This window comes from Psychrobacter sp. CR212, from assembly GCF_059693765.1.
This window is the reverse complement of record NZ_JCATIF010000002.1, coordinates 543,052-558,679: the sequence shown is the minus strand read 5'-3', so window position 1 is coordinate 558,679 and position 15,628 is coordinate 543,052. Positions and strand designations below refer to the sequence as shown.

Below are 15,628 nucleotides of genomic sequence, written 5' to 3'. Positions count from 1 at the left end.
TTGTGACTCATGTTTTTCGCCAGTTTATCAGTCCGCAGATTTTCGATAGCGGCTCTGACCGGCAATTATCGTCTCCTCAATCACTCTATCATCACCCAGCATCATCAGCACAAATAACTGCTCTTCAAGGGTTTTGGTCTGCGCCATACGCCGCTCTAACAGTGCTGTGGCCTTCATGTCAATCACGACAAAGTCCGCTTCTTTATTGGGCATAAAGTTACCAATCTTATCATCCAATAGTAGCGACTGCGCATTGCCCAAAGTGATCTGATACAACCCTTGGTGTGCTGATAATTGATTACTTTGTAGTTGCTGGACTTTGTACGCCTCTGATAACGTCGTGAGCATCGATAAGCTCGTCCCTGCTCCAACGTCGGTGGCGATACTAACACCGGTATAACTTAAGGTCTTTGGTAAATTGAACAGTCCACTACCCAAAAACAGATTGGACGTTGGACAATGTGATATCTGCGTGCCAGTCGCGCGTAGACGCTCGTATTCTGGTGTCTCAAGGTAGATACCATGCGCCAAGGTGGTACGGCGGCCCAGTAATCCCATATCATCATAGACGTCGAGGTAGCCTTTATGATTGGGATACAGCTCCTGCACAAAAGCCACCTCATCACGGTTTTCTGCCAGATGCGTTTGCAAATACACACTGTCATGGCTGGCATACAACTCACCTGCCAGACGTAATTGTGTAGGGCTCGACGTAATCGCAAAGCGCGGGGTAATGGCCACATGCTGACGCCCGCGCTCATGCCAATTATCAATGATATTTTGAGTGTCACGGATACTTTGCTCAGCAGGCACACATAGCGCCTCAGGCGCATTTTGGTCCATCAAGACATTACCCGTGATCATACGCGTATTGAGCCTATGGCTTTCAGCAAAAAACGCCTCGGCAGATAATGGATGACTGGTCGCAAAAACCATCGCACTGGTCGTGCCATTGGCAAGTAATTGGTTCAAAAAAAACTGCGCGGTATCATGCGCTATTTTTGGATCACCAAAGTTGGCTTCCGTCACAAAGGTATAATTATTGAGCCAGTCGAGCAGTTGCTCACCATAAGCGGCAATCATATCTACCTGCGGATAGTGCACATGGGTATCGATAAAACCCGGCATGATGAGTTTGTGCCGATGGTCATGAATCTGTACTGGTTCTTGACTGTCATTAGTAGCGGTCAGCACATAATTTGCTAGCATCGCCTCTCGACTGCCATAATTAATAATCAGTCCAGTCTCATCATCAATAACAAGTGCACCGTCGGCAATATACTCAGGGTAAACACGCACGCCTGCAATTACTGGAAGCAACGTTGTATCTTTATCAACGGTCAGATTGACGAAAAATTCAGGAATTCTAGTATCGGATAATTCAGCAGCCGTACGCTTAGCAAGGTCATCTTCGCTAATATAATGTAATAAATGAGCTTGATAAATATGTAGGGTCATTGGATGGTCTCACATGGCTTGGTAATGCGGAACATGTTAATAAATAATGCTGAACATTTTAATAAATAGTGCTGAGCGTTTAATAATTCGACGGAAAATAACAATGCTAAAATGGGGCTATATTGAGTATAAAAAAATCAGTGTTCAGCCTGATGATACTGCTGTAGTAGCTGTGCCACGATAGACACGGCCACCGCCATTGGCTCTTTGCCGCCGATGGGTAATCCGATTGGCATGGTGAGCTGATTGACTAGTTGCTCACTATAGCCACGCTGAATCAAACGGTCTCTAAAACGCTTGGCTTTGGTGGATGAGGCAATACAGCCAATATAAGGTAATGAGATATCTGAGCGCTTACTATCAGCTAAGCAGATATCAGAAACAGTATCTAATGCTGCGCGCACCAGCTCAAAATCCACACTATGGTCATGCGTCATAACCAAAATAAAACGCTGACCACCCTGCTCGATAAATGGACGCACAAAATCTACAGGCTCCTCATCAACATGTGGACGGATATGCCTTGGTAGCTGATAGAGTTGTGATTGATTCGGTGTGGGGTTTTGGTAAGCACTGTTGTCTGCTTGGCACGTTTTACTGGAGTTGGTTTTATCCATTAAGTAACGCTCAAACATCTCTGGGCGACGGTCTACCCAATCTACCTGACATGGTAGTTCAGCAAGGATGGTCATGAGCGCTGAGGCCACATGACCTGCTCCAAATACCAGTACTGACATCGGCGGCGTCACGTTAAAGCATTCGAACATAACAGTGACGCTACCGCCGCAGCATTGGGCCAATTTCGCACCCAACGGGTAATGCTTGGTATAAACCGCGTCTCGGCGTACCGCTTCAGAAGGAGCTGACGCGCTTGTCTCATTAGCTTCAGAAATTTTTGGTTTGACTTGTTTGGATACCGTGGTGGATATCTCGCCACTTAATAGCTGACGAGCAGTAGTAATCACATCGTGCTCTAGACCGCCGCCGCCCAGCGTATCTACGATACCATCCTGCGTGATAATCATCTTTGCCTGTAGTGCACGCGGGGCCGAACCATTCACAGCCACGACCGTTGCCAACACATGAGCCATGCCGCGCTGCTGATATCGCGCTAGACCTTCATACCAGATGTCTGGTGGAACCAATGACTCACTCACTGTGCGCAGGACCCCTTGCCCCTGCGACATTTGGGTGCTCTATCGCCTCTGGCTGCTCATCGGTCTGTTTGCCGGCTACCTCTTTTGGATCGATATCTTTGGCATGACGCACATCTTGCGGCATGACTTTGTCGTTATAGAGATCGCCCTTTTCTTCTACACCTTCAACAAGGCTATCCATCGTATCCTTGTCCGCCTTGGTCTCTAGATCCCAAGACGAACCTTCCATACGCATAACTGCTTTTAATACAGCTTCTGGGGTCGCAGGCATGGTCAGCTCTGGATTTTTTTTGTAGTCTCCAAGGCTAGCCACCGCGTTATTGAGAGCGCACCAGACACTGGCAGCCAGCATAAACGGCGGCTCACCAACGGCTTTAGAATTATAGATAGTTTGTTCTTCGTTTTTGCGATCGTATAGTTTCACATTCCACTGCTTAGGCAAGTCATGCGCCGTTGGAATTTTATAATTGGCAGGACTATCGGATGCAAGCTTTCCTTTATCATTCCAGATCAGCTCTTCTGCTGTGAGCCAGCCCATACCTTGCACAAAACCGCCCTCAATCTGACCGATGTCAATGGCAGGGTTGATCGATTGTCCTGCATCATGCAGCACATCACAGCGCAGCACTTTGTACTCACCTGTCAGTGTATCAATCTCAACCTCAGCACAAGCTGCACCCAAGGCAAAGTAGAAGAACGGACGCCCCCATGCTTTGGAGCGATCATAAAATATCTTCGGCGTTTTATAGTAGCCAGTAGACGATAGGCTGATGCGATTTTGATACGACAGCTGAATCATTTCAGCAAAGGTTAGTGTCTGTTTATCGCCGATATAGACGTGGTTTTGTTCAAAGCGTATGTCTTCTTGTGACACCTCAAAATGCTCAGCAGCAAATTCAACAATGCGTGCTTTGATGCTTAGACAGGCATTTTGCGCCGCTTTACCGTTGATATCGGTACCTGATGACGCGGCAGTTGGTGAAGTATTAGGTACTTTATCCGTACGAGTCGCTGACACTTTTACTGTATCTAGATCCACATCGAACTCATTGGCGACAATTTGGGCGATTTTAATATATAAACCCTGCCCCATCTCCGTACCACCGTGGTTGAGATGGATGCTGCCATCGGTATAAACGTGTACCAGCGCACCCGCCTGATTGAGCGTCTGCACCGTAAATGAAATACCAAATTTTACGGGCGTTAGCGCGATACCTAAACGCTTGTCACTACCTTCAGCGGCGGCTTTTTGATTGAATTCTATAATTTGCTGACGGCGCTTGTCGTAATCGCAATCCGCTGCCAGTTTGGTCATGATGTTTGCTAAATCGAAATGCTCAATGGTCTGACCGTAATGGGTGCTTTGACCATCTTGATATAAGTTTGCTAAGCGCACTTGCAGCGGATCCTGCCCCAAGGTATAGGCAATATGGTCCATCATATATTCAGCGGTCATTAGCCCTTGTGGGCCACCAAATCCTCGATAGGCCGTGTTAGATACCGTATGCGTCTTACAGCGATGACCCGCCACATGGGCCGCTGGATAATAATAGGCATTATCACAGTGGAACATCGCTCTATCGACGATGGCATCAGATAGGTCTGGCGCATAACCACACAGACCTGCCAATTGCATATCGACGCCCAATATACGCCCAGACTTATCTAAGCCAACCTTATAACGATTGGCAAACTCATGACGTTTACCAGTCACTATCATGTCATCTTGGCGATCTAACCGCATACTGACAGGAACGTTATGGCGCTTGGCAACGATACCGCACAGACACGCCCATGCCGCGGCTTGCGTTTCTTTACCACCAAAACCACCACCCATACGGCGTACGACTGTGTTTACCGCATGAAAGGGCAAATCCGTCACTTCGGCGACGAGCTGCTGCACTTCACTTGGATGCTGTGAAGACGTGTACACTTCTAGTCCGCCATCGTCACACGGCACCACATAAGACACTTGCCCTTCGAGATAAAAGTGCTCTTGCCCGCGCATATGAATATGGCCTTCAATGCGAATCGGTGCACTCTCAAGTGCCGTCGCCGCATCACCGCGCTTCATAAAATGACTCGGACGCACAAATAACTCTTGCTCTAGCGCTTTATCAATACTAAGTACCGCTGGCAATGGCTCATATTCTACTACTGCCTTGGTGGCGGCTTTTTTGGCAGCGCGATGGCTGGTCGCCACCACCACAAATAGCGTCTGACCGACATACTCTGTGATGTCGTTCACCATCAATGGCTCACCATCAAACACCGCACCGATATCCGTCTGCGCCGGTAAATCTTTAAAACTTAAAACATCAACAACCCCATCAGCCTCTCTGACAGCACTCAAATCCATACTCAATACCCGTGCATGGGCGTGACTACTTTTGCCCACTGCCAGATGTAGCGTGCCTTGTGGTTTGGTAATATCATCCACATAAGTTGCCGTACCCATCACATGGGTGATCGCACTGTCGTGTTTGGCTGACGTGCCGATCTTATTTTTTGGCGGACGCACGCGGCGGATACTATAACTGTCAAATAAAGACGAATGATGGCTCATAGCAAATCTCTTCTATTAGTACGCATTTACTGATGCGCTTTTTTATTTCTGACAAATACACTCATGAAGCAGTATTGATACTCAATCACGCTGACAGTCAAGCGCTCTCAGCCTGCATCTCTGCTACCAATTGTTTACCGCACTTCACGAGTAGACGCTGCACCACATGTGAGCGATATTCACGGCTGGCTCTGACATCCGTCATTGGTGTGACATCTGCAGATAGCACCTGTGCCGCCTGCTCAAAACTTGCAACATCAGTAGCTTGACCAATAAGCGCTTGCTGACAGTGCACTGCAAGCAGTGGTATCGCTGCCATGCCGCCGAGCCCAAGCTTTACATTGTCGATAATTGCACCATCTGCTGACACATCAAGCCGCGCCGCAAGCAAGCACGCTGAGATATCATCTTCGTAGCGTTTGCTAATCTTATGAATAAATAAATGCTGATGATCTTGCATCAAAGGAATATGAATAGCGACAATATAACTGCCTGCTTGCAACTTGGTCTTTTTATAATCTAAGAAAAATGCTGATAACGGTATGATTTCATCCGTATAAGGCGCATGACTTGACTCTTCACGATTCGGCGCGCAATGACGCAAATGAATTGACGCATCTAACGCCAAGAGAATCGGTGGCAAATCACCAATTGGAGAAGCGTTGGCGATATTACCGCCGATGGTGCCCATATTACGAATTTGCGGAGAGGCAATGCGCTCAAACACTTGCGCAAAGCGTGGAAAATACTGCTCAAGCACAGGGAGCATTTGCTTGTAACTCATGCCAGCCCCTAGCACTAGTGACTGGCTTTGAGTTTGTTCGTCAGTCGATATGTCATTAGTTGCATCTGATAGCGACCAAGACTTTAGCGCCTCAATACCTGAGAGCTGAATAATGATCTCGTGATCAACCAAATGCTGGGTTACACTCAATCCCAAATCCGTACCACCTGCCCAGATCGTCGCCTGCGGATTAGCTGCTAATATTTGATTAAGCTCGTCTAGTGACTTGGGTATATATAACCGTCGCCCAGCATCATTGAGTGCAGGGGCAATAGCTGTTGACTCTACATTGTCCGACTCGGCTTCAGCTGGCGCATTTGCAGATACTGCTGATTCCTTTGTACTACCCATCGCGTCTGTTGCGAGACTGATAGTCAAGTCTTTCACCACCGACTGCTCTGCCTCTCTTTTCTGACCGATTTCGCTCATCAGTAGGCCTGCCTCGATAATCGGACGATAGCCTGTACAGCGACATAAATTGCCCGATATTGACGCAACCACTTCATCATAGCTCAACTGCTTAGCATCACTCTGACTTGCTGCTTCTGAACTTGTCTGCATACGATTGTTTTCGTAAACGCAAGCAAGTGACATGACAAACCCAGGGGTACAAAAACCACACTGTGAACCGTGACATTCAACCATCGCCTGCTGTGCTGGATGCAGCATAGCGCGCTCTGGATGATGCTCAGGATTGTCCGCCAAGTAGGACGCTGTCATCAGGTGATGACCGTCCATCAGCGACACTAGCGTAATACAGGAGTTGATCGTATAGAATGGAGGCGTAGCATTTTTTTCGTTGCCATTTTCATCATTAAGCGTTTGCTGGTTAGTGCTAGGCAGGCGCTGAACCATTACCGTACAAGCACCGCAGTCACCACTGCCGCAGCCTTCCTTCGTATCCGTTTGGCCTTCATGCAATCGTAGATACTCAAGCACTGTCGTATTGGGGTTAAGCTGGGTTAGCTCATGGTATTTTCCATTGAGATAAAAACTAATCATAGCAAGGCTCGGCTAAAATAATGAAAGTGAGTATAAGACTGAGAAGCATTAGTGGTTTGAGTACGAAAGGTAAACGCTTAATCTATATTTTGCTGCAACCGCTCAAGTAAGTTTATCGGCAAGTACGTTTTTAGTTTTTAATATACTTACTATTTATTCTATGTCGCATTTGCAGGATGTCGATGAGTAGGATATCGCACACTCTTTTATAGCAAATAAATCGACCATAAATAGCAGTAATTATCAGGAGCTTTTGCCAAGAATTAGTACTGCTATATACCTGACTATTTGGTCAGCTTTCAACATATTATCACTATTCTTATTTATAACACAACCCATTCAAACATCTGTCGATACTGCTAAATGATTGACCCTCAAGCCGCTATCTGATAACCGCTATCAATCCTAACAGCAGAGATAGTTTATAAGACTCGTCATGTTAGTCATTGATATAGCTAATACAAACGCATAGTAGACAAGTTACGTCATGACTGAATAAATAATTTCTTTAAAAACAAAGCCAAGTCTTTGTACCTTTTTAAGGTTATATAACCGACCTGTTTTCATATATAATACCTAAAAGTAAACCTTACTTTTAACTGTCATCGCTTCTAACGATAGATAGACATACAAGATATATTATTGGGTAATATATCGTCTCTGAGATACTATTATGAAGTCACTTACCTCTATTTGTCTGCTGATAGCGTCGCTAATGCTGACTGGTTGTCAACATTTCCAATTTGTTGATAGCCCTATTCCTGTTAAGCCTGTACCGACTAATCTGGTTACTCCATAACATTGACATAAAAAAAGCAGACATCAATAGTGTCTGCTTTTTTACTGGAGTAGCCTGTCACCTACTGTGTTATCTAACGCTTACTATCCGCTGGCTGATGTTTAATGATGGTTTTAGCCAAATGATCACCAAACCAAATAGCGGTATCAATATCTCCTTTCCCTGGCGTTTCTTCAGGTGGTCCGTCAAGAGATTGCGTCATCAAACCTAAGAAGCTAGATAGACGGTTGAGATCGTGCGCCTCATGACCCGTCGGCATAAGCGGCAGACCAATCCAATTCATACCATGCTGCATGGCATATAGAGAAATTTGCTGCAACACGGCAAGTTTATCACCGCTCAGACCGCCTGAGTTGGCAAACGCTGCGGCCCATTTGCCTTCCCACGTGCGGTTGTACCAACGCTTTGAGGTTTCATCCATAAAGGTTTTGAATTCAGCGGTGACGCTGCCCATATATACCGCGCTACCGAAAACCAATAGATCTGCCTGATCTAAGTAATCCCAATCGATATCATGAATATCAACCGCTTTTGCTTGGGCCTCTGGTAATTGCTGATGCGCGCCTTGTACAATCGCTTCAGCGACACGCTTAGTATGACCGTAGTTGCTATGAAAAATAACAGCAATCGATACGTTAGGCGTACTATCAGGAGATATTTTTGAGGATTCGCTAGTTGTATTCATACAGACTCTAATAATGACAATAATGGTTAAATAAAAATAATATAGTGTACAAGTGCAAGACGACCCAGCGCACTCAATAGGTTTGTTAGTTGTGAGCTGACATTTACGTAGCAGCGCGGCGCACAATCACGAGCGCCATTCTTCCCGTTGCAGGCTGCTGCATATGCGTTTGACGACGATAAGAATAGTAATGCCGATCTGCATAGCTACAGCTGATAGGTTCTTTATTATCTATCGACACGCCAGCGGCTGTTAATTGATCAGCGGCCAGTTTTGGTAAGTTTAGCTTAACTTTATCCGTGTGCACTGTAGCGCAATTCGATAGTTTATCAACTGTCTTATGTAAATACTGAGTATCGCTATGATTTTCAAGACCACTATCTGAGCCCATTACGTATAAACTGTCAAAATTATCACTATCTGACGCCGTTAGTAATTGATTATCTAAGCAACCAGCCAATAATTGGTCACGGACCTGATGACCAACTTCATAGTTGGCCTGACTGATACACACCCCAATCCAAGCCTGTACGGCGCCTGCATCTGTAAAGCGCTGAGCAGTCTCTCGAATCACGCCGCACGCCAATCCTTGCCAACCTGCATGAATGGCGGCGATTTTACCGCTTAAGGGTTGATACAACACAATCGGCACACAATCTGCCGTCATGATCGCCAGTCCACGACCACTTTGCTTGCTAATTATGGCGTCAGCCGCCATAGGTGTCATGCTCAGAGGCGTCGTATCAATATCATGGATCTGTTTACCATGAATCTGACTGACCCAATGTAAGCTGTGAATAGCAGTATGTTGCTCAGTTTGTGATGACTCACTTGCCATCTGTGTATTAAACGCAGTCAACAGACTCATACGATTATCTAATACCTTTGCCGCATCATCGTTGACATGCAGGCCTAGATTTAGCGCGCCATAATTTGCTTGATGGTTTGCTTGACTGTCAAGCCCTATTTGCTGGCTTGCGGTAGCAGGTCCGTCAATATTATTCGGCGCAAAAGCAGCCGTTTGGAAAACAGCCACGTCATCCATTTGCGCGAGCATGGTCATTGGAAAATTATCTATTATCGGAAGCTTGTTTGTCACGACTGCCCCATCCTTTTATCTACTGACTGTCTAAAAATTGGCATCACTAAATCACTACTATAAACTTGGCAATTGTCGTAAACACCTTTAGACAGCCGCTTTTCTCAATAGCGTTTACTCGTCATCATAGCCGTCGCTTAATACGGCTATTAGCTGTTGCATGTCTTCTGGCAAAGGTGTTGTCACTTCAATATCCTCACCAGTTACCGGATGCACAAACCCAAGAGTATAAGCATGCAATGCTTGGCGCGGGAAGTTGCTGATGGCTTGGCGCTGTGCTTCTGTCAAACCTGCTCGCAGTTGACGACGACCACCATAGACACGGTCCCCGACTAGCGGATGGGTCACATGGCTCAGATGCACGCGAATCTGGTGCGTACGTCCGGTCTCAAGTCCGACATCTAGCAGGCAGTAGTTGTCATTCAGTGGCGTGACATTTAATAGATGGGTTACCGCTTCACGGCCGGCAGTCATGACTGTCATTTTGGTACGCTGAGTACGATGTCGCCCTATCGGCGCATCAATACGGCGATGACGCAGCAAGCTTGCTTGATCGCCTGCTACCACACACTGATAATGACGATAAACAGATTTGTCTTTTAGTTGCTCCATCAGCGCCATTTGAGCCGGTTTGGTTTTACCGATGAGTAGTAATCCAGAGGTGTCTTTGTCAATACGGTGTACCAACCCTGCACGCGGCAAGTGATGCTGCTGCGGATAATGATATAGCAAAGCATTGACCAAAGTGCCTGTCTGATTGCCAGCGCCCGGATGCACCACCATACCGACAGGCTTGTTGATCACCAGTACGTCGTCATCTTCATAGACCACATCGATATCGATATTTTCTGGTTGATCTTCACTATGCTGCTGCAACGTCGTCGATAGATGTAGCACATCACCTGCTTTGACACGAACCTTTGGTTTTTGCACACTGCCGTTATAAAGTAAGCTACCATCCGTGATCCAACCTTGTAATTGCACGCGCGAAAAGTCTGCAAACACCTGTGAAGCGACTTTATCAATACGTAGGCCAGACTCATCTTCTGTGACAATATGCGTTATATCTACCACCACTGGTATCGCTTGACCTGCTACTGGCGCTTCATCGTCGTCGCCTTCATCCATGTCGCCATCGTCAAGTGCTTCATCAATATCGCTATCTTCTTCGAGCAAGTCGTCATTATCAAGAGCATCAGTGTGCTCGTCCATTATTTCCTGCTCATCCATCATTTCTTGATTGTCAGGCTCGTCATTATTTAAAACGTTATTTGGCATTGGTGACTCTTGTGCTGATGAATCAGTCTCTAGCGATTGATTCGGTGATAAATGGGTAGTCATGGCATCATTATTCATAGCGGATTGGTACCTAGCAAAGTTGCTAACTATGTAAAGTTACTAACTATATTTTGTTAGGTGACTTCATTCAAAGATAAAATAATAAAAAATTGTCGTTTTGTGACTTCTAGCAAATAATAAAAGCTATGCAGGTCAAAAAAGCGGAGACAATACCGCCCTAGTGTATCATGTCACGCGTCCAAGCCCTATAAAAGTGCATGCTATCTGTGAATTTTTGAGCGCTTCTGAGATGCCAAGCTTTACTGCTTAGCTCTCTAGAACATAACATTGCTGTAATTTACTGTATATTTGTTCCTGCCAGCGATATTCGATATCGCTCGTGATAGCCGCTCATGTTAAACTGCCTATAAAATATAGATAGCGAAAAAATAGACGAAGCAAACGTTATTCTATAAAGTATAGCCATGTTTTGCTGTATGCTATGGCACTGTATTCCTATGCCATATTTAAATACAGTATAAAAATACCATTGGGTTTTATTGACAGTGTTTGCCATTTAAACCGTTTGAATATGATTAAATGCATTTGATCTATTACAGGCTTACTATAAAAGCTCTATGTATCAGACCCAATCTACCAGTACAATACGTCATAACAAAAACTGCATTCGATGAAAAACGTGTTGCTTGTGCATCGCTGAATACTCAGCATCGTTTTTTATCACTAACCTTTTATATAGCATGATAGCACTGCTGCTATTATGCGTCTTGTGTCGGAGAAGAAGTATGCAAGCTGTTGGCAATACGTTTATCAAACTGTCCTCAATCACCTTACTTGCGCTTAGCGTCAATCTAGTAGGTTGCCAGACATTCAAAAACCTCACTGGCGCCAAAGATGTCGACGCGGTAGAAACCGCGGAAAAGTCAGAGCAAGGTTACTATAACGATGCCATCGCTCAAATCGATAAAGGCCGCTATGTCCAAGGTGTTGAAGAACTGACTAATTTGCGTACCTTTTACCCAACTGGGCAATACGCCGAACAGGCATTACTTGATATGATGTACGCACAGTATCAAGGCGATAAATACGAGATGGCAGCAGCGAGTGCCGAGCAATTCATCCGTCTATATCCTTCTAATCCCCAAGTCAGCTATGCTTACTATGTACGCGGCGTTGCCAATATGGAAGGCTCGTCTGAGAGTTTGAAGCTGTTTAAATTAAACCAAGCGGAGCGTGACACTGCGTATCTACGTATTGCCTTTGCCAATTTCCAAGAACTTATTAGCAAATACCCAAATAGTCCCTATGCACCAGATGCCGCCCAGCGCATGACATTTATCTATAATCAGTTTGCCCAAAGCGAGATGAGCGCAGCCAACTGGTATATCGAGCGTGAAGCTTATGTGGCAGCTGTCAACCGTGCCAAATGGGTCTTCCAGTACTATCCACTGAGTGAGTCAGTACCAGATGCCATTGCTGTCCTAGCCTATAGCCACGAAAAACTTGGTCTAACAGATTTGGCAAATGAGTACAAAACCCTATTGCAAATCAACTATCCAAACATGCTGACTAGTAATGGCAGCGTGAAACTGAGCACCAAACGTGATCGCTCTTGGCTCAATAAGATTACCTTTGGACAGCTTGGTCGTTCAAGCACAACTGACAACTCAGTGGCAACGGGCGAATATAATGGCGCGACCAAAACCCAAATGATTGGCAACGCAGCCCAGTTGAGACTAGCAGGGACAAACACAACGCCTGCCAACACTCCAGTCGCCAACAATGCGGCTGCACGTAATGGTATCAGCGTAGGCCTAGGTCTGCCTGAAGCGTCAGCTGAGCGTGTGACCAGCCAATCAAGCACTGGCTCGACTGCACGAGAAGCCAACGTCGATCCACTAAATACCAATCCAACACGTCGCACTACGCTAAATGACGACAGTGTGAGTGATATGGATAATAATTGATTATGTGAGGTCTTTTAGCCTAGCTAACACAGTCTGTATTCATTGATAATAAGGTCAACATTACGTTGGCCTTATTTTTCTAGCAGTACCTTATTACCTCTGCCCCAACATAATCGACCTATGGTAAACTGTTTTTTGTATGAGCATTCCTAACCATATTCTTGAACAACTCAATAGCCAAGCTGACCTGATCAGCATCATTGGCAAACACACCACGCTTAAACGCGCTGGTAGTGAATATAAAGGCTGCTGCCCTTTTCACGGTGAAAAATCGCCTTCTTTTTATGTCAATCCACAAAAAAATATCTATCACTGTTTTGGTTGCGGGGTTGGCGGTAATGCCATCAGTTTTTTGCGCGATTACGAGAATCTCACCTTTATCGAAGCAGTCAATGAGCTCTCTAAACAAACAGGCATTGAAGTACCAAAAGAAGAGCAACAGAACGTCAGCTATCAACGCCGTACGCCAAAACCTATTGCACCGCCGCCAGTTCACAATGTACCTAGCCCAACGATAGAGCACAGCAAAGTAAATCAAAACGGCACAAACCAAGACAGCTATCGAAATAACTATCAAAACAACCGTCAAGCCAGTCATCAAAATAATGTTGACCAAAGCGACCAAAATCACATAGACCAGTCAAGTTATGATGACGCTCAGGGTTACGATAATTTCCCGCCGCTAGAGGCTTACGAGTCAGCATCTTATTCAATGGACTCGTATCCATCAGAGCCGTATTCTTCAAACCATGCGGACGTTGGTGGCTATCCGCCAGTGTGGCTGACAGATAACGCTGCAGGTATGGCTAGCATTGATCAGAACGCTGATCAAGATGGCAATTTGTACGAATTGCTAGAGCAAATTCAGCAGTTCTATCAGCATAATCTACACACTCACCCTCATGCCAAGCAATACTTTTTGTCACGCGGACTCACTGAAGAGACTTTTGAGACTTTTGGTCTTGGCTATGCGCCATTTGGCTGGCAGCATCTTGAGCACCAGTTTCCACAAGATATTGAAGGACTTAAGGCACTAGGGCTCGTGCGCCAATCAGAGTCTGGCCGTGACTACGATCTGCTGCGTGATCGGGTTATTTTTCCTATTCGTGACAACCAAGGTCGCACCATTGGTTTTGGTGGTCGGGCGCTCGACGATGAGGTCAAGCCAAAATACATCAACTCCTCAGACTCGCCTGTCTTTCATAAGCAGCACGTACTCTATGGCTATTACGAATCAAGGCAGCAGCGTGCCAACGACTGGCTGGTGGTCGAAGGCTATATGGATGTTATCGCGCTTTACCAAGCCGGTATCTATGGGGCGGTCGCCTCGATGGGTACGGCAATCAATGAAAGCCAAATATCGCGGCTATTGACACTCAATCCAACGCTGACTTTGAGTTTTGATGGCGACAGTGCCGGACAAAAAGCCGCTTGGCGTACGCTTGAAGTTGCCTTACCTGTGCTTGCTGATGATAAAGAGTTGCGGTTTTTGACCCTGCCTAACAATCATGATCCTGATACGTTTATCAAGAGTCATGGCAGCGATGCCATGCGTGAGCAAATCAGCCAAGCCATGCCGTTATCACAGTATATTTTTGCGTACTTAAGTGAGCGCTATGACATGAGTCTGGCTGAAGGTAAAGCCAAGCTCATGTCGCAAGTACGCTCATTGACGACCGCTTTGCCAAAAGGCAGTAGCTTTCGCTATTTGCTCAACAATGACATTTATCAAAAGCTTGGCGGCAGGCGCAGTCAAAATGTCGAGGCCAAAGATGCGCTGCTAGACTTTGATGGTGATATGACCATCAGTCAGCAATTGCAGCTTTGCTTTTTGTTTCAGCCGCGCGCACTCATTGATGACCCTATCGAATCGATTTGGCAACAGTCTGGTATTAATGGCTTACACCTACCTGCGCATATCAAACAAAAAGCTTCAGCCGATACGCTGCGTCCGCTTGCTTGGGAAGACCTGCAAGACGTGGCTCTGCTTGACATCGTGAGCACTATCAAACGCTGTCTTAATTATTTGCCAAAAGATGCCAACGCAGCAGCGCATTTTATCTTATCAAATGTGAAGCCTGCGACCCAAGAGATGCTGAGCCGTAATTGGGGCGGCTTTTATAAAGCGCTAACCGCACGTAGTATTTTGGGGCTTGATGGCCTGATCGAAGAGCTAGTCAGTCAGCTGCTTGAGCGCAATATGAAGAAAAAAATACAAGAGCTGATAAAAAACCCTGATCATATTAAGCTTGCGATCGTCCGTAAACAAACCCAATTATTGAACGATTGGCTACGGGCACAGCAGGCAGAGCAATCGGCACAGATGGTCACCGTTCAGTCTTAATGTTTAATTATCAAATCATGCCCCTTTAAAATTCTAGCCACTGCCCCCACTACTAATGATTATGCCCAGTAGCATGAGTCACTCCTAAATCATTTAGCTGATGGCAAATAAACGGCAAAAAATGGTCGGTAGCTATCACTAGCTCGTGCTTGACGACTGCGGTCTGTGTTAAACTGTGTCGCTGTATATTGACAGCACTGCTTGGTTAATGATTGTGAGCATGCATCTTTAAGCACAAATTTTAGGTATTATTTTACGTATCTGCTTTTAGATACTATTTTGAGTATTAAATTTTAAGTACTATATTTTTTTAGGTACTGTATTGAAGTCTTTTTAGCTTTTCTAATTTTTAGCTGTTTTTTAGCATTGTTATTGTAGTGTTTTGAGCCTTTATTCATATCAACTCATTTTTGATATTATTGACAACCTCTACGCCATATTTTGATCAATCCATTGATAAGATCAACG

9 protein-coding genes are annotated in these 15,628 nt (G+C 45.5%); 2 read left to right on the top strand and 7 right to left on the bottom strand.

The window, feature by feature from the left end:
• Positions 1-27: 27 nt before the first annotated feature.
• The 7 genes from guaD to AC58CZ_RS06595 all read right to left on the bottom strand — a co-directional run bounded on the left by guaD (position 28) and on the right by AC58CZ_RS06595 (position 10,906).
• The gene (gene guaD, locus AC58CZ_RS06625; RefSeq protein WP_494224407.1) at positions 28-1,458 is read right to left on the bottom strand and encodes a guanine deaminase; all 1,431 of its coding nucleotides are present in this window, start codon (positions 1,456-1,458) and stop codon (positions 28-30) included.
• A 137-nt stretch (positions 1,459-1,595) separates the two neighbouring features.
• Complete coding sequence (locus tag AC58CZ_RS06620; protein WP_494224406.1) at positions 1,596-2,615, bottom strand: XdhC family protein; 1,020 nt, start codon at positions 2,613-2,615, stop codon at positions 1,596-1,598.
• Positions 2,608-5,181 (bottom strand): xanthine dehydrogenase molybdopterin binding subunit, encoded by a 2,574-nt coding sequence (xdhB, locus tag AC58CZ_RS06615; RefSeq protein WP_494224405.1) that lies wholly within the window; start codon positions 5,179-5,181, stop codon positions 2,608-2,610. The genes AC58CZ_RS06620 and xdhB overlap by 8 nt, the downstream gene beginning before the upstream one ends.
• 97 nt (positions 5,182-5,278) lie before the next feature.
• On the bottom strand, positions 5,279-6,967 hold the full coding sequence (locus tag AC58CZ_RS06610; protein WP_494224404.1) for an FAD binding domain-containing protein: 1,689 nt from the start codon (positions 6,965-6,967) through the stop codon (positions 5,279-5,281).
• Between the two features lie 872 nt (positions 6,968-7,839).
• Positions 7,840-8,451, bottom strand: coding sequence for a flavodoxin family protein (locus tag AC58CZ_RS06605; protein WP_071001407.1), 612 nt, complete (start codon positions 8,449-8,451; stop codon positions 7,840-7,842).
• 103 nt (positions 8,452-8,554) lie between these two features.
• Positions 8,555-9,550 carry a laccase domain-containing protein gene (locus AC58CZ_RS06600; protein ID WP_494224403.1) on the bottom strand — a complete coding sequence of 332 codons (996 nt, stop codon included), beginning with the start codon at positions 9,548-9,550 and terminating at the stop codon, positions 8,555-8,557.
• 114 nt (positions 9,551-9,664) lie between these two features.
• The gene (locus AC58CZ_RS06595) at positions 9,665-10,906 is read right to left on the bottom strand and encodes an RluA family pseudouridine synthase (protein WP_494224402.1); all 1,242 of its coding nucleotides are present in this window, start codon (positions 10,904-10,906) and stop codon (positions 9,665-9,667) included.
• A gap of 728 nt (positions 10,907-11,634) precedes the next feature.
• Between AC58CZ_RS06595 and AC58CZ_RS06590 the strand changes: the two genes are divergently transcribed.
• A complete protein-coding gene (locus tag AC58CZ_RS06590; protein WP_494224401.1) occupies positions 11,635-12,816 on the top strand; it encodes an outer membrane protein assembly factor BamD in 1,182 nt (393 codons plus the stop codon).
• A 139-nt stretch (positions 12,817-12,955) separates the two neighbouring features.
• Entirely contained in the window at positions 12,956-15,160 is a 2,205-nt protein-coding gene (locus tag AC58CZ_RS06585; protein WP_494224400.1) for a CHC2 zinc finger domain-containing protein, read from the top strand.
• The last annotated feature ends 468 nt before the right edge of the window (positions 15,161-15,628 follow it).